The organism is Pseudomonas sp. UBA1879 (genome assembly GCF_002338065.1).
GTDB lineage: Bacteria > Pseudomonadota > Gammaproteobacteria > Pseudomonadales > Pseudomonadaceae > Aquipseudomonas.
In genome coordinates this window covers 459713-475525 of the sequence record NZ_DDHJ01000004.1, presented here as the reverse complement: position 1 = coordinate 475525, position 15813 = coordinate 459713, and the positions used below count along the sequence as shown (strand labels likewise).

At 55.7% G+C, this 15813-nt stretch carries 15 protein-coding genes and 2 pseudogenes; 10 read left to right on the top strand and 7 right to left on the bottom strand.

The features are described 5' to 3' along the window. Nucleotides 1–184: 184 nt before the first annotated feature. Nucleotides 185–595, top strand: a pseudogene (locus B3N48_RS05310) (DEAD/DEAH box helicase); the annotation flags it as partial. Nucleotides 596–769: 174 nt separating this feature from the next. On the opposite strand, the gene B3N48_RS05305 reads toward B3N48_RS05310, so the two are convergent. The 5 genes from B3N48_RS05305 to B3N48_RS05285 all read right to left on the bottom strand — a co-directional run bounded on the left by B3N48_RS05305 (nucleotide 770) and on the right by B3N48_RS05285 (nucleotide 3453). Then, a complete protein-coding gene (locus B3N48_RS05305) occupies nucleotides 770–1096 on the bottom strand; it encodes a hypothetical protein (protein WP_296180347.1) in 327 nt (108 codons plus the stop codon). Between the two features lie 14 nt (nucleotides 1097–1110). Further along, nucleotides 1111–1563, bottom strand: a complete 453-nt coding sequence (locus B3N48_RS05300) for a hypothetical protein (RefSeq protein WP_296180344.1) — start codon at nucleotides 1561–1563, stop codon at nucleotides 1111–1113. A 148-nt stretch (nucleotides 1564–1711) separates the two neighbouring features. After that, nucleotides 1712–1876: a hypothetical protein gene (locus tag B3N48_RS05295; protein ID WP_296180339.1), complete on the bottom strand. Its 165-nt coding sequence runs from the start codon at nucleotides 1874–1876 to the stop codon at nucleotides 1712–1714. A gap of 14 nt (nucleotides 1877–1890) precedes the next feature. After that, on the bottom strand, nucleotides 1891–2151 hold the full coding sequence (locus B3N48_RS05290) for a hypothetical protein (protein WP_296180336.1): 261 nt from the start codon (nucleotides 2149–2151) through the stop codon (nucleotides 1891–1893). Nucleotides 2152–2664: 513 nt separating this feature from the next. Beyond that, entirely contained in the window at nucleotides 2665–3453 is a 789-nt protein-coding gene (locus B3N48_RS05285) for a helix-turn-helix domain-containing protein (protein WP_296180334.1), read from the bottom strand. Between the two features lie 117 nt (nucleotides 3454–3570). Here B3N48_RS05285 and B3N48_RS05280 point away from each other — a divergent pair, with 117 nt between their 5' ends. After that, a complete protein-coding gene (locus B3N48_RS05280) occupies nucleotides 3571–4182 on the top strand; it encodes a glutathione S-transferase family protein (RefSeq protein WP_296180333.1) in 612 nt (203 codons plus the stop codon). A gap of 469 nt (nucleotides 4183–4651) precedes the next feature. On the opposite strand, the gene B3N48_RS05275 is transcribed toward B3N48_RS05280, so the two are convergent. After that, nucleotides 4652–4870, bottom strand: coding sequence for a hypothetical protein (locus B3N48_RS05275; RefSeq protein WP_296180330.1), 219 nt, complete (start codon nucleotides 4868–4870; stop codon nucleotides 4652–4654). Nucleotides 4871–5795: 925 nt separating this feature from the next. Here B3N48_RS05275 and B3N48_RS05270 point away from each other — a divergent pair. From B3N48_RS05270 to B3N48_RS05255, 4 genes are all read left to right on the top strand, one after another. Further along, the gene (locus B3N48_RS05270) at nucleotides 5796–6227 is read left to right on the top strand and encodes a TIGR03757 family integrating conjugative element protein (RefSeq protein WP_296180328.1); all 432 of its coding nucleotides are present in this window, start codon (nucleotides 5796–5798) and stop codon (nucleotides 6225–6227) included. Beyond that, a complete protein-coding gene (locus B3N48_RS05265; protein WP_296180326.1) occupies nucleotides 6224–7162 on the top strand; it encodes a TIGR03756 family integrating conjugative element protein in 939 nt (312 codons plus the stop codon). The genes B3N48_RS05270 and B3N48_RS05265 overlap by 4 nt, the downstream gene beginning before the upstream one ends. 23 nt (nucleotides 7163–7185) lie before the next feature. Further along, the gene (locus tag B3N48_RS05260) at nucleotides 7186–8544 is read left to right on the top strand and encodes an integrating conjugative element protein (protein WP_296180324.1); all 1359 of its coding nucleotides are present in this window, start codon (nucleotides 7186–7188) and stop codon (nucleotides 8542–8544) included. A gap of 384 nt (nucleotides 8545–8928) precedes the next feature. Beyond that, the gene (locus tag B3N48_RS05255) at nucleotides 8929–10464 is read left to right on the top strand and encodes a conjugal transfer protein TraG N-terminal domain-containing protein (RefSeq protein ID WP_296180322.1); all 1536 of its coding nucleotides are present in this window, start codon (nucleotides 8929–8931) and stop codon (nucleotides 10462–10464) included. A 27-nt stretch (nucleotides 10465–10491) separates the two neighbouring features. On the opposite strand, the gene B3N48_RS05250 is transcribed toward B3N48_RS05255, so the two are convergent. Next, nucleotides 10492–10875: a hypothetical protein gene (locus B3N48_RS05250; RefSeq protein WP_296180321.1), complete on the bottom strand. Its 384-nt coding sequence runs from the start codon at nucleotides 10873–10875 to the stop codon at nucleotides 10492–10494. Between the two features lie 441 nt (nucleotides 10876–11316). Here B3N48_RS05250 and B3N48_RS05245 point away from each other — a divergent pair, with 441 nt between their 5' ends. The 4 genes and pseudogenes from B3N48_RS05245 to B3N48_RS05230 all read left to right on the top strand — a co-directional run bounded on the left by B3N48_RS05245 (nucleotide 11317) and on the right by B3N48_RS05230 (nucleotide 15570). Beyond that, the gene (locus B3N48_RS05245) at nucleotides 11317–11607 is read left to right on the top strand and encodes a type II toxin-antitoxin system ParD family antitoxin (RefSeq protein WP_296180319.1); all 291 of its coding nucleotides are present in this window, start codon (nucleotides 11317–11319) and stop codon (nucleotides 11605–11607) included. Continuing rightward, on the top strand, nucleotides 11604–11966 hold the full coding sequence (locus B3N48_RS05240) for a type II toxin-antitoxin system RelE/ParE family toxin (RefSeq protein ID WP_296180317.1): 363 nt from the start codon (nucleotides 11604–11606) through the stop codon (nucleotides 11964–11966). Before B3N48_RS05245 ends, B3N48_RS05240 begins: the two co-directional genes overlap by 4 nt. 373 nt (nucleotides 11967–12339) lie before the next feature. After that, nucleotides 12340–14208, top strand: a complete 1869-nt coding sequence (gene mobH, locus B3N48_RS05235) for a MobH family relaxase (protein ID WP_296180314.1) — start codon at nucleotides 12340–12342, stop codon at nucleotides 14206–14208. Then, nucleotides 14208–15570 (top strand): annotated as a pseudogene (locus B3N48_RS05230) (site-specific integrase). Before mobH ends, B3N48_RS05230 begins: the two are co-directional and overlap by 1 nt. Nucleotides 15571–15813 lie beyond the last annotated feature (243 nt).

The window sequence follows — 15813 nt, the reverse complement described above, 5'->3', positions numbered from 1 at the left end:
AGCCGAATGCGAATTCCTGAGCCAGGCGCACCGGTTCTTCATTTAGCTTATCTGCTTCGGCTGCAGTGAGGAGATCACTTCTCGGAGCTCATTGGAGCCTATTAGGGGAAATCTGAGGCCTATGGGCGGCGCCTGAGGAGCCTTGTCGAGCATGCCCCCTGAGGTTCCGAGAGATCCACCATCCCTGAAGGTGGCGGTTCTCAAAGCCTCCGTCGACACAGCCCGGCGCGAGGACTGGATTCTCGACCAGGTTGATCGCGGCATCGACGTTCTCATCACCAACCCGGAGCTGGTAAAGACTGGTCTGGATCTGCTCGACTTCCCGACCATCGCGTTCCTGCAAACGGGGTACAACATGTACACCCTGCAGCAGGCAGAACGGCGGTCATAGAGGATCGGACAGAAGCATCCGGTGCGAGTGGTGTTCTTCGGCTATGCCGACACATCGCAAATCACCTGTCTGCAACTGATGGCCAAGAAGATAGCCGCGGCTCAAAGCATATCGAGAGACGTGCCTGAGTCGGGGCTGGATTCGTTGAATCAGGATGGGGATTCGGTGGAGATGGTGTTGGCTAGGCAGATTATTGCAGTATGAATTTAAGCCACCTTCGGGTGGCTTTTTGTTAGCAAATCCATCTCATCCCTTGGCGGGTTTGGTATGGGCTACAAGTGTCAGCTAACGGCCAGAAGCGGCCTTTGAAGAAGAACAGGAACCGGCCAATTGAGGGTGTTTGTCGGCCTCTGCCCAAGCCGCGCCCTAGCGTGTCACTCAGTGTGAGTGCTTATTGAAACCCCGGATGATCCATACCACCGACCATCCCAGTGCATACAACAACAGGCAAGGAATGAGTCCGAATTCAGCGAAGATCTCTAGACGCTCTTTAGGCGACAACCGCCAGTTTTCTTTGACCGTCAGGACCGCAAACACCAGCAGCGGCACGCAAAGCACGATCCAAAGTCGATACCAGCCATTCAAGCGCGTTGTCATAGCTGGCTTCACGAATTTATTGATTAGCTCGACATAGTTCGCACGGGCGAGCGTGATCGCTTGTCCGATATCACCTTCGGTCAACTGCTGAGTAATGGTAACGGCCATATTTTTTCCTCGATCTACTCAAGAGGGTCGCTAAACTTTGGTCTGAACAAGCTCCGCACCTTCCACCATTTCCTTTTAATCAGACCCGGATTGGAGAATACCTTGCCCCCAGTGATGCGGACAAAACAGCCACCACGACCTAGGTTGTACGCGTGACAAAGGTTTGCGGGCGCGATATCAGCATCGAGAGAAATCGTTAAATGACCACGTGCAGGTATGCGCTTTGGGAGGCTTCGCCAAGGTTGAGGACCATCGGTCCAATCCGAAAGACTGCCGTCAGCGTTGATAGCCCCTAACGAAATGACCTCAACCTCGTGCGGGCTCATATTCGAAACGAAGATCTCCTCGTGGTCATACTGATTACCCAGCGAGACTTGCAGATAGGTGCGCCCGCGGAATACAGCAAAGACCGATAAGCCTAGTCCTGCATAAGCCGGTATACGCGACCACCAGTCGACCTCATCCATACTGTTTTTTCCTGCTCGATCCTGGGCGCGATCATCATGCCCCTCTACGTCCTCGGCCCCACGTTTTGACGGCGGGGCTTGAGCGTACTTGGGCGGCAGATCCGCCGCGTTTTCCGTGGTGGCTGTGAGGATTCACTTGAGCCCGTAGTTACGCTTCAGTTAACGATGCGAATGCACGCTGCTGGTGAGCCTGGGCGGTGCCCTGATCGGCCTCAATCGCGCCGTAGGCAACTGCTGCGGCATACTGTTCGTCCTGCTTCACCAGGTCTACCAGCTCCTGGAGCTGTGCCCGCATTTCTTCGTAGATGGCCATCGTCTTTTCCTCGACTACCGGGACCAATCGCCGGCTCTTTCCGTTTGGATGTTCCGCATCAAATCAAGCCAGTCAAAAAAAGCCTCCGGCGCTTCGTAATACGCTGCCATTTGTTCGACCTTGGCAATGTCGATCATCGATTCTGAATTCGTTGTAGCGATGCCAGTCAACTCATCGATTGCGGCTTGGATCAGAGCTTTGTTACCGAGACTCACTCCTGACCAGTCAGCAGATTGCAGAGCCATAATCAACGCAGATTTTTTCAGTTTACTCATAACGGCAATTCCTATGAGGTCCAGCCTTGCACCCGCACACCGGAGTCCCAAAAGCCGAGCCGTGATCCGTACTGAAGCATTGGCGAAAGATAAACCAGCCCGCAGTAGCTGCAGCGTTTCGCACCGCCGTGCGCTGTGATTTCTGCTTGCACGCTTTCGGGGAGCTGAACCATCAACCCTGTGTTCACAATCATTTGTCGGTCGATGTGACCGCCAGAGCATTCATCTGGGCAATGTCCTGGTGGATATCGTCTTGCCATAGACTGTCCTGTTTTCCGTTGTTCGTGGAGCTGGTGATGGATGGGGTGACTTGTCGCCCTGGATGGCATCAGCCAGCAAGCCCTTGAGCGCGGTAGCCGCATTTCCGTTAACCGGTTAGGGTCACTATGGCTTCCATTAATGTCGCCACGCGCGTCCTGTCGAAGAGCCCTGCCCCAACTACTTATAACGTCTCAGGTGAACCAACTCGGCGTTCACCCGGTTCGTAGAGTGGTGAAGGAAGAGCCGACCGTTTTATTTTTTTTCATCGTAGAAGGCGATACGAAGGCCAGGCCTGTCCTTAGAAATAAGAATATTGATGCGATATCTTCGCCAGCAGCCCTGTCCGTCGCGCAGCGTGATGTCCGTATCGCCGATCGGAAGTATTTCGGGATCATCCCACCATTCCATCGCCTGAGGGACGGCGTGAAGAACCTCGTTGAGGATGGACTTTAGAATAGGGCTCTTCCCGCCAGTCAGATAGTCATGGCGCGCCTTGAGCAGTACAAGCCTCGCTGCAAACTGCCAGTCTTGAATCTTCTGCCGGTAGTGTTCAGAGAAGAAGACGATGCGCAGCAAATTGGGTCGCGGCAACGTAAAGTCTTCAAACAGGATCCTTGCCGCTTCGTTATAGGCCAGCAGGTCCCAAGAGCTGTCCATTATGTAGGCGGCTTGATCGAGAGCATCAATCATCGTTACCAGGGATTGAGGTAGCCCGGCGCCTTCAGTCCCATCCGCGAATGTCTCACGTCCAGCCAGTGCAAAAAGGTGCTCCCGTTCGGCTCGATCAAGCCGAAGCCCTCGCGCCAACCGCTGGAGGAAGTCGTCCGATACCGCTATGTCGCGTCCCTGCTCAAACCAGGTGTACCAGGTCAAGCCGACACCAGCCAACGCGGCGACTTCCTCACGACGTAGGCCTGTGGTTCGACGACGGCGTCCCTGCGGTAGGCCAAGCGATTCTGGAGACGTACGCTCGCGACAGTAGCGGATGAAGTCTGACAACGCTTGTTTTGCTGGCGCGCGCGTTAATCGATCGGAGGTCACTTTGCACCTCTCAAAAGCATCACTTTAGTAACAGCATAAAAACCCCATTGTAACAGGATTTATAGAGCGTAACCTCCGGGGCAACTGATTGAAATGCTACTTCGGAAGGTTGGATTGATGCTCTTGTACCAATTTAAAAAGGGGACGAATCCGCGGCGCGTTATCATCTATCTGAACGAAAAGGGGATTGACGTTCCGCGATATGAACTTGATTACGCGGGAGGAGCGCACAAGTCACGCGAGTACCTCGCACTGAATCCCAGCGGGCGAGCCCCGACACTTGTCACGGATGAGGGGGTGCCGATTACTGACTCCGCCGCCATTGTCGAGTATCTCGAGGAGCTGTATCCCGACACGCCAATGATTGGGACGAATGCCACTTCCCGATCACAGATACGGTCGCTTGAACGCCTGGGCACTGATCTGGTGGTCCGGTCTCAGCTTTGGCTGTGGAATGTCACCCAATCCTTTCCTGCCAAGGAGCCATCTCCGACCGTGGAGGTGGCTAACAAGCTCTTCGAGTACGTCACCGAAATATTGGATGTCCTGGAGACGAAGATCGGAGACAAAGAGTTTCTGGCAGGAGGTAACCCCACAATCGCTGACTGCACAGTGTTTTCAATTTTTCAAACATGCCGGGAGAGGTTCGACCTGGCCTTCGGCGCCGATCATCCGCGCCTTGATGCCTGGTACAAGAGTTTCCGCCAGCGGCCTAGCGCCGAGTACTAGGAGTCAGTGACTTGAACATACCCAAGGCCATGACCCGCGATTTAAAGCGTCTGCGAGCAAGCGACGGCCCTGCCTGCGTTCCGATCAAGCCATCCAAAATCAGGATGGCAATCGTCATGACGGTATTCGTGTACCCCATCGTGACACTTCTGCTTTACGCATTAAGTCCGCTGACTGACAACTGGGCGGTGTGGCATCGAACACTGGTTCTAACGCCTATTACAGTAAGCCTCATCGTCTTTGTCGTAAGCCCATTGGCAGCAAAACACTTGGACTGGTTCTTGCGCACTTGCTCGGCGCCTGGAAAGGGCACGAGTTAGTCTCCGCTCCAAGGGATGCCGATGTGCCAACCAGCCTAAGCATACAAGTGACAAAGCGTCCGCCTGCATCATTGAAGGCGGCACTAATCCAAGCTAAGAGAGGTAATCAGAAATGCTTATGAATCGGCGCACATTCTCGGCAGTTTTCCTTATTTCAACGCTTTGTTCAGACCGTCACGCAGACAATGCGCTAGATCCTGGTAAATCTCAGAGCGCTCCAGGACCTGGCCACTAGCATTTGTCACCTGCCAAACGCAATCCCCTAAAACAACATCGTTAACCAGCAGTTTAAGTAATCGGTTCCCGTCCACCTGAACGCTGCACACCAGTTCAAAGCCTTCTACGCCTCCCTGCTCGATGCTCATCATCGATTTCCCCCGGGCCCGGTATACCCGGATCGGGCAAGTTGACCATTGTGAGGGCTTCGAGACCGGCCTGATCGTTGGATTTAAACGCGCGCATAACGGGTTGTCCTGATCAGTTGCGGGCAAGCGCTGCGGAGTGTGATTCGGCTGAATCCAGATTCTCAACAGGATCGTCCTGTTGCACCAGTTTTGATCCTTGGGCGTAGCCCACGATACTCATCGGCGCCGGAGAAGCCCCAGCGGCGTTGTAAGCGCACGGCAAGCCACGCATCGAGCGCTGCGAGGCAGCGGGCATGGGTCAGGTACACATTGCGCGGTCGGCAACCCTTGGTGATGTCTGCGCGCAAGTACACCTCGGGCTTGAGTGCTCCGCTGGGATACAGCACGTCACCAATTTCAAGCAAGGCTGCTCGGTCACGCGAATGCCGGTGGCGTACGTCACCCATAACAGCACCACGTCGCTCTCTGGCTGCCTGCCGGTGACGGATGCAACGCAGATCAGAGGTTTGAACTGGCCAAGACGAAGGGAAGTAGCGCGGCAAGTGGTCATAGGACCTCTCTGTCAGTATTTCACGAAAATTGTGCTGGATCTGGAGAGAGTCAGGCCGGGGCATCCCGACAAGGTTATCAGTAGGCCCGGTGTGATGTTCACCGAAAATTAGAGCCGGCACCGGTTGGAGTACCTCATCAACAACAAATAGATAGAAGAAACGCAGCTGAGCCGAAGTGCTTAAGCGCTTAGAGGACTAAGCATCATCCCAAGGTTAGGTCTTTGATCTTCCGAAATGATCCGGATGACCGCGGAGGTGCAGTCATCGTCGCGGCAGCTATCGAAGAGAAAATCGCGCAGCGCTCAGGTTCCTATTTTCTGCTGTATGCAAATGCCCGTTGCGGTTTGCTGTACCTGACTCCATTCAGGTAAGCCGTAATGTTCCATTCTCAACATCCCCCTGCTTCCAAGCCACGTCGAGCACTCGGGATCATGTTGCTCGGCGCATGCGCGCACGCTTTGGGCGAAACCTGGGTTGTTACCGATCGGGCACACCCCATCACCGACTCTAACGGAGTTCGTGTGATTTTCCTGGATGAGCAGGAGCGGCTTGAAGAGCAACTGACTCAGCAGTTGCCATCTAATCTGTCTCAGGCGCCAGAAACGATCCAGTCTTACCTATCTAGCTCAGCTGGAATTAATTTTCAGCATGATCTGACGCAGGCCCAACAAGGCACCACAGACGCATGGAGCCTCGGTATCGAGAAGATCCCCGCCGTCATCGTGGATCGTCGATTCGTCGTTTACGGCGAAGCAGATGTGAAAGCTGCCGTGGAGAAGATCGAGCGATTCCGGAACGCGCAGCCATGAGGCCGATAAGAGCCCGACTGCGTCCAGTGGCTTTGCTTGTGACGATGAGCGCCTCGTTCTCTGCATCGGCCGCCATCACCTCAGCGGCAATCATCAGCTCTACCCTGTCCCCGCAATGCCTGGAATACAAAGTCGTCGGTATCTGCTACTGGCTGCTGTGCACGCCCTTGGGTTGCAAGATCAAAACCTCGACCAAGGTTCGTCACTACGTCCCCGATGCCGTGGTGGCAGCTTATTCCAACACGGGCGCAAGCCCCTGGGTTGAGATGTCAGGGCTCGGCGCTGCCAACGCTGACGCTCAAGCAGGCGGCGACGGTACGACAAACCATCAAAACGAGAACAACGTCATTAAGTTCAAGGAGGCCGACGTCATTGGCCACCCTGGTGGGGCGACGTTCATGAAGTTTGCCAGCGCTTCAGGGTACGCGTGCAGTGGCGCGTCATTACCGCTGGTGCCTTATTTCCTAAGTGCTCGCGACACGATCGGCTGGCGGTATGGCGTGCCCGAGGCAGCGTATCCCGAAGCCTTGACCCCTGGCCTGCGTGAGGTGGGCAGCAGCCTGATTGCCAATCAGTGGGGCAACGTTTACCCCCGTAGCGGCTTTGTTCCTCAGATCGATGACTACAAGGCCGGAGCCCTTGTCGCTCAGCGAGCAGCGGACATCACGACCCGCCCCGCCCAGCTACACGTTTATTTCCCCCTGTTGGCATTGCCGAGGCCGGGTTATTGGCCGGCTGGTCCAGTGCTGGAGAGCAACCCGTCAACCGGTAGGTGGCAGGAGCTGACCCCAGTGCTCAGCCCGGGTTGCGCAGTGTTTCCGAGCATCACTCCGAATGTCGAATCCCATGATGGCGGTTACGCCTGGGCGCTGTGGCGCCCGTATTCATGCTGTCAGCGCAGAGGACAAACGTTTCTCGGCAGTACCGGCCTTTGACCCTCTAATCACAGGAGAAAGATATGAAACGGAGTTCTTTGGCGATTGGCCTCGCGTGTTGCCTTGCCAGTGCAACAGCGATTTCGGCTGACCCGATCAATGCCTCGTCTTCCGGCAGTGTCATCGGCGATGACGTGCTGTACAGCATCGGAGGTGGCAGCGCGGTCACCATGGGCAGCGCTGGCAATATGGATAGCATTTCGGTCGGAGGCGGTTGGAGTGCCAATCCGATCTGCGGAAACATGAACCTCAGCACGACCCTCGAAAATCAGTTGAATGGTGCAACTGCCGGGTTTCAGAACATCATGAGTTCGGTCGTTTCCAATGCGACAGGTGCTGTCGGCTCGTTGCCGGCGCTGGTGCTACAGCGCGCCAACCCGGCGTTGTATAACTTGCTCACGAACGGAATTCTGCAAGCCAGGCTCGCCTTTGACAGGTCCAAGTCAACCTGCCGAGCCATTGCGGACAAGATGGCGGATGTTGCCGGCAACCAGATGGGCTGGGGCAAGCTTGCCGAAGGTCAGGCGATGACTCAGACCCTCGCGACCAATACCGATGCAGTGTCAGCAGTCGAGCAGGTCGAAAAGAAAGGTGGCAACGACGGTGTCACGTGGGTCGGTGGCAACCGCGCGGGTGGTTCAGGCCAAAAGCCTATCAAGATCGTCGGAGACGTTGCCAAAGCTGGCTATAACCTGCTGAATAAACGATCGGCCGGAGACAGCTCTTCAATCAGCAAAGACAGTTGCAATAACGGCCTGATCTGCAATGTCTGGTCGTCCCCGGAAGAGGCCACCACGTTTGCCAACCGAGTGCTGGGAGAGCAACAACAGCAGACCTGTGAAGACTGCGCCAAAACCGTGACCGCGCCCGGAGTGGGGCTCACACCGCTGATCCAGGAAACCTACGACACCAAACTGAAAGCGCTGCAGGATCTACTCACCGGCAGTAAATCCCTGTCACCCGACAACCTGCAGGCCGCCAGCAGCAACTCGCTGCCGATCACTCGCGGCGTCATCGCCGCGTTGAAGGATGAGCGCGATCAGGATCTGCTGGCACGCCGACTCGCATCCGAGGTCGCCCTCTCCGACGTGCTCGAAAAAGCACTGGCGCTGCAGCGTACGATGATGGCTGGAAGCAAGGAGCCCAATGTCGCCTCCAATGACCTCGCCGTTCAAGCCGTTAGTCAGCAGAACTCAGCGTTGCAGCAGGAAATCGGCAACCTGAAAATCGAGCTCGATATGCGCCAGCAACTCGCTCAGAACTCGCCGATGAAGATCATCGAGCGAAGCAGAACGCGATCTGAAAACTCTCGCGGCGTGATGCAAGGTGATCCGAACACGAACCGGTTGAACCAGCTTCAATCGCCCAAATCCGGGGACTAAGGGCGAAGCCATGGTCGATCACAAAGCCCCGCTCCTGACTCGTCTTCTGAAAATACCCATGCTCGTTGGCAGAGCGGTGAGGCCAGTGCTGTGCCTGTTACTTATCTCACTCGCGACCATCCTGCTCTACGCGCTGTTGCTTCGGCTGTTTGGGGGTGTTGAAGGCTGGCAGAGCTGGAGAGTGGACCATTATTGGCAACTGTTCGCCTGGCGCATCACTATCTACGCAGGCCTCATCTACGCATGGTGCAAGTTGAGGACAAGCCTAAGAGCACAGGGGTCAGGCACTCGAAACCGACCTCTGCGCCGGATCGAAATACTCGTGGTCCTTTTGGTGCTGCTGATTGAGTTCAGCAAGGTAGGAGTTCAACCGGGAGGCCTTCAGTGACGCTTTATACCAATGATTACCTGGAGTATTACCTGACGCTGGTCGGCTGGCTGATCAACAACGGCATTTGGGAGATGATCCAGGATACAGGTCTGTTCGCTGTGCCCTTTTGCGTCATCGTGCTCAGGGAATGGCTCAAAGCGCGTGGAGAAGGCGCTGATGAAGGGAACAAAGGTGTTCTCTCTCTGGCGCGAATCGAGACCAGCATTTACGTGGGCTACGTCGTTGTCGCGCTTTGCGGCGTCCCGGCGGTGCGGGTCAGTTTCGACACGCTACAGTTTGACCAGGCCCGAGCGCAGCAGTGTCAGTATCAACTGCCCTCTCCCACCGAAACGGGCTGGAACACGTCTTTCAGTAGTCTCGCTGGCAAGAGCGCCCAGATGCCGGTTTGGTGGGCCTTCATGCACGCACTGTCCAAGGGCCTTACCAATGGCGCGGTCGCCTCAATTCCGTGCGGAACAGACCTTAGGCAGATGCGGATGGATGTCGATGCATCGCGCATCAGCAATCCCCTTCTTGCCCAGGAAATCGCCGACTTCACTCACGATTGCTACGGCCCATCGCGCGCTCGGCTTTTCATGCGACAGCCCGACCTCGGCTCCGCTGCGAATCACAACATCATGCTTAAGGACCTGAATTGGATCGGCTCTCATACATTCCTGAATACGTCGGGCTATTACGATACCGACTATTCGAAAACACCACGTTCGCCATGGCCCTATGACGAACGCCGCGATGTTGGGCTGCCTGAAGTTACCGGAGGCGGCGGATACCCCACGTGTAAGCAATGGTGGTCCGACAGTGGGATCGGATTGAAAGACAGGATCCAGGAGCAGATTGATCCGGACCTCACAACGCGTTTTCTGGGTTGGGCAAAATGGCTATCCAGAGACGAAGTCACAGAGTCCTTGATACGGGAAATTGCCTCGCCGTCGAAGCAGATTCAAGGGGACGTGTATTCAGACTACGGTGGCCAGGTTGGAGGCACCGTCTGGAATGGATTGGCACGTGTGGGAGGTACCTTAGGCGTCGCGCTGGGATCGCTCGGCTACTTCCCTGCGATGGACATGGTGCGCCAGGCCCTGCCTATGGTGATGGCATTCTTGAAGATGGCGATGGTCATCAGCATGCCGTTGGTTTTGGTCGTAGGGGCCTACCAGCTCAAAACAGCCATGACAATGACGGTGGTCTTCTTCTCTCTGATCTTCGTGGACTTCTGGTTTCAACTGGCGCGATGGGTTGATACCACGATCTTGGAGGCGCTGTATGGCGTGGGCTCGCCACATTTGAGTCTTGATCCGGTGATGGGGCTGAACACCGCGACTCAGGACGCAATCTTGAATTTCGTTATGGCCTCGATGTTTATCATTTTCCCCATGCTATGGATCACTGCGCTCGGATGGGCGGGAGTCAATGCCGGGAATCTGCTGTCCGGACTGTCGGACGGAAGCAGGTCCGTACAGCAAGCGGGCGCAGCAGCAGGCGGACTTGCCCAACGAGGGATTAAATCGGTCTCCTCTGGGAAAGACTAACGACCTTGAGGAGCGGAGAACCGCTCCTCATTCATCTTTACGCCAGTTGAAATCACTCTCATGAAATAGGGAGTTATGGATATTCGCTTGAGAGTGAGGATCATTGTCCTGAGATGCATCCTCGGCTTCCGGATTCTCATCGAAGAAAGTTTGTCCGCTCGTTGATGCACCCCGGCCTACAGAGTCCCGAGCAGCCAGTGCCAGCACAACAATCCCCACAACCCCTAGCGTTACAAGCATTTGTGCGAGCCCTCGCCAGCTATGGAGAAGAAAAATCACGACCAGAACGATCAAGGCGGATCGCTTAACCCATCGATAGACGAGGTTGTTATCTCTCAAGAAAAACACCACCACCGAGCCCAAAACTTTGCCCAGTGCTTCGGCTACGCCGGAAACAGGTTTTGTGGTCATACCGAAACCTCGTTAATTCACTAGATAGACGAGCACGACTACAACGCCGAGCTTGAGCAATTTGAAGATGGATTTTGCGGAAGACTCAGAAATTCCACTTTGGGTAACAGTTGCCAGGAAGCCCTGTTCGACGGCTGGCATCTTCCAAAGCCCACCTAGGAACTCTCCAAATGCGAAAGCGTGTTCGCTGGAGCAAAAATTTTTGTAAGGCGCGCCACAGAAAGGACAAATTGAATGAGAAGGCTCACCGTCCCGGAACACTACTCTGGGTACCATGAGGTGATCACAATTTTTGCAAAGCGCTTGGCTTTTTCGGTTTCCCAACTCTCGACCACTCCATTCCTTGGAAGCGTTTCGAGTATGTATACGTCGAGAATGACGCTCCTGCAAGTCGTATGGCATATTATGCCAACTCGATCTCTCTTATCTGCGGAGTGCACCATGGCCACCCGAAACGTCGTTCTCACCGACCACCTTGAGAAGGTTGTGAATGACTTGGTCCTTTCTGGCCGGTACCAGAATGCAAGTGAAGTGCTTCGCGAAGGCCTGCGGCTTCTGGAGAAACGTGAAGCAGAAGAAGCCGCCAAGCTCGAGGCGCTTAGACACGCTACGTCGTTGGGATTGATGGATCTGGAGACTGGCCGTTTCGTCGAGATAAGTGGCGATGAGCTCGGCGGACTACTGGACGACATCGGTAACCAGGTCTCTGGCTCGGTTGGAGACGAGGATTGAGCAATCCGCGATACCGCATTTCTCAGGCCGCTTTATCAGACATCACGGATATTTTGCGACATTCCCAAGTGCAGTTTGGTACTGAAGCGAGGCTCCGTTATCAGACACTGCTGCAGACAGCGATGGAGGACGTAGCGCGAACGCCAAGTCGGATCGGCAGCAGCATGCGTGATGAAATCGCCCCCGGCCTTCGAAGTTTTCACCTCACTTACTCCCGAAAGCGTGCCTCGGGCGCGCAGAGGTTGGTGCAAAATCCGCGACACATTCTCTTTTACCGCATCGCGGATGACCAAGTGATCGAAGTCGTACGAATCCTGCATGACGCGATGGAAGCCAGGCTTCATCTGCCGGAGGCCTGACCAGCCAAAAGGCCCACCAACAAAGGGTTTCCAAGCGAAGGGAACGGTACGCCAAGGGTAAAAGCCCTACCTGAAAGGGCTTGCTTCGCAAAAGGCCCTCTTCCCTCACGATCTGACACGCCCGCCCAGACACGCTACAGAAAATAGCTCACCCCCGCGTAGGAAGCGCGGAATTAAGCCGACCTACCCTGTAGGAAGTTGCGTACGAAAGACCCGGAATCATCCTCTATACGTTTGCATTTCCAGGGCTCCAAAATCGATTGAATGGGCAGTGCCCCTCGAAATAGGTGACGGAGCAAGTAATGTTTTCCCGTTGAACGCACCTTCTTGGATAGAGGAAAAGCCTGCCCTGTAAATACTTTTGGAGCAGGGCATGTTTTCTCTCTTTCGCCGAAACAAGGCAGCGCCTGACGACATAGTGTCGACTCACGGGTTCCTGCCCCCGCAAGAGAGTCATGTCTTGTTGGCTTACCCACGTAGGCAGGCGCTGTTGGAAAACATCTGGCAGCGCGCATCGCTGTCTCGGCAGCAATTCCAGACGTTGTATCGCATGCCTTTGCACCGCTATGCCGATCTGGTCCAGCAGCTTCCTGCCTCCGAGAACCATCACCATGCGCATCTTGGTGGGATGCTCGATCACGGACTGGAAATCGTTGCTTACGCCTTGAAGATTCGCCAGTCATACCTGCTGCCGATTGGAGCTCCGCCTGAGTCTCAATCGGCACAGGCGGAAGCGTGGACTGCCGCAGCCGCCTATGGCGCGCTTCTGCATGATGTAGGGAAGCTCGTCACGGATATCCAGGTCGAACGTCAAGACGGTAGCGCTTGGCACCCGTGGCACGGCCCGCTCAGAACGCCCTACCGTTTTCGCTATGTGAAGGGTCGTGACTACCACCTGCATGGAGCGGCCGCGGCGCTCATCTACACGCAGATTCTGTCGACAGACATCCTGGACTGGCTAAGCGGTTTCGCCGAAGCCTGGTCGCAACTGATCTTCGTTCTGGCCGGACAGTACGAAAGAGCCGGGATTCTCGGCGAGATCGTCATTCGCGCAGATCAGGCGTCGGTCGCGCAGGAGCTCGGCGGCAATCCTTCGCGCGCATTGGCAGCCCCCAAACAGTCGCTACAGCGGCAACTCGCAGAGGGTCTGCGTCATCTGGTGCGAGACCGACTCAAGCTGAACCAGCCCGACGGCCCCTCGGACGGCTGGCTTACGGACGATGCGTTATGGCTGGTGAGCAAGCCGATCGCCGACCAGCTCCGCGCCTATTTGCTCACCCAGGGAATAGAGAATGTGCCGAGCTCCAACGCCCCCTTCTTCAACATGCTGCAAGATCAAGGGGTCATACAGACCAATGCTCAGGACAAAGCGATCTGGAAGGTGGCCATCGATAATGGCAAAGGCTGGAAGAACACCTTCACCCTGCTCAAGCTCTCACCTGCGCTGATCTGGAACGATCCCGGCGATCGCCCTCCTGCTTACTTTGGAACATTGACTGTGGAAACGGCCACCGCGACCGAAACCACGGAGGAGAACGTCAGCTCTCGATCAAAACAGCCAACACCCTCGACTGAATATCCCCAAGCGGATACGTCCGATTCGACAAATCATTCAGAGCTACCTCGGGCGGGAACCTGTGTTGATCCAGATGAGATCGCAGCCTTGCTCGGCCTTCTCGACGGCATAGACACGCCAACCACATCACCAGACGACAATGCTTTGCAAGCCAAGGCTGAGTCGACCACTCAAGAAAATGCCACTGCCACTGACGCTGGCGACGCGGCAACCGCCGATGCATCTGCAGAACAGCTCGGTGAAGCGCCGTCGACGCAGACCGTCGATCTAGGTCAAGGGTTCGTGGACTGGCTCAGAACAGGGCTCGCTTCCCGCAGAATCATCATCAATGACACCAAGGCTTTGGTGCACACCGTGGCTGGCACCGCGATGCTGGTCACGCCGGGAATCTTCAAACGTTTCGTGCAGGAGTTTCCAGCACTGGAAGCGCAGGCAAAAGCGCGAAACATCCATGCTTGGCAGTTAGTACAACGAGCCTTCGAAAAACAAAAATTGCACCTCAAAACGGAGAAGAGCTTGAACATTTGGACGTGCACCGTCACGGGTCCCAGAAGCACCAAACAGCTTAAAGGCTATTTGCTCAAGGACCCACTTACGATCTTTGTCGACGTTCCTTTCGACAACCCCAGCCTTAGCGTGGAAATGCCCGTATCGGAGAAAGTCTGATGAACACTCCGATGGAACTCGCCAAGGACTATATCTTTACGCATGTGCTAAGGCAGGCCTCGGCGGGCACCTACCTTTCTGCCACCCGAGCGTTGCTCAGGCATTTCGGAGAGGACTGCACGGTTGAATCCATCAACCACCGAGCCATCCTGGAATGGCGCCGCCAGGAGCTCGATCGAGGGCTCGCCAAACAAAGCTGGAACACCTATTCGAACCACCTGCGCACGGTTTGGGGGTATGCCATCGAGCAGGGAACGCTGGCACACAGCACCATCAACCCCTTTTCGAAAAACAGCGGTGATCCCACCGAGACGCCCTAGCAAAACCATCGTGCGCGACGGCATCCGCCATGCTCGCGAGTGGCTGAAAACGCTGGTGGCTGAAGAGCGTCGGACGGGTAGGCGCAGCAGGATTACCCCCGCCTGGTTCTGGCTCGCCGTCTTTGAGATGTTCTACTACACCGGCGTCCGGCTCAACGCACTGCTCAGCATCCGCGTCAAGGACGTTGACTGGGACAGCCGAATGATCATGGTCGAGGCTGATACCGAAAAGACCCATCGGCAGTTTTCGATCCCTATCATGCCGGGGCTGGAGCCGCATATTCGACGCTTACTGGATGCTGCTGAAGCGTTGGGGTTCGAATCGGATGATCAGTTATTCAACGTGAATCGGTTTTCCAGGCATTACCGCTCCGTGGTCATGAATACCGATCAGGTCGAGGGCATGTACAAGAAGATCACTCAACACCTTGGCATCCGCATGACGCCACATCGCTTCCGGCACACCCTTGCCACGGACCTGATGAGGCAGCCGGAGCGAAACATTCACCTGACCAAGAGCCTGCTCAATCACTCCAACATCGCCACTACGCTTAGCTACATCGAGGTGGACTACGAACACATGCGGTCGGTTCTTCACGACAGGAGCATGACGCAGGGCGCTATCACTTTTGAGCGGCGCGTCGATGAATCTGTCTCGATATCCCCCCCTCCTACGCCGGAGCCGTCGCTTCCCCCAGCAGCTGCAATGATTGCGTTGCCTGAGCCCGTAGCAGTCCCCCCAATAGTGGACCAGGCGCCGATTCAACATGGCCCAACAGCGATCGCGGCTACTGGGGCGGTTGGTACAGAATCCAAATTACTGACGCACGTAGAAAGCCTTAACTCAGAGCGCTACAGCCTTGAACAGGCGCTGCAACCGGCCGGAACAGGTTTGAGCCATGAGTTAACATGGGACGGTCCAGGGACCTGGTGGGAAGAACTTGGAATACCACCGGCATCACCTGAAGGTGAGATGTCCGAGCATTCGTTGCTCTTGACGCTGATGGTCACTCGGGTCGGGATAAAGTCGTATAGCTGGTGACTGAGAAAACACGTCAGCAAATCATCCCGAATCTCAGGCGCTGACGCAGCGCCTGCAAGACAGTAAGCAAATCACCAACGCCTCCGGTCCGGGCTTGCAGAACATTTCGTCTAGCCCAGCCTTACCAATTTTTCGCCCCGAACCGGCCACTTTCGTTGACAAAGAGCTGCGTGTTCGTCCGAGTGAGCCGCCTGATCAATATTGACATCACGACATCGTGAAACTAAGGTTCGCCTCAGACGG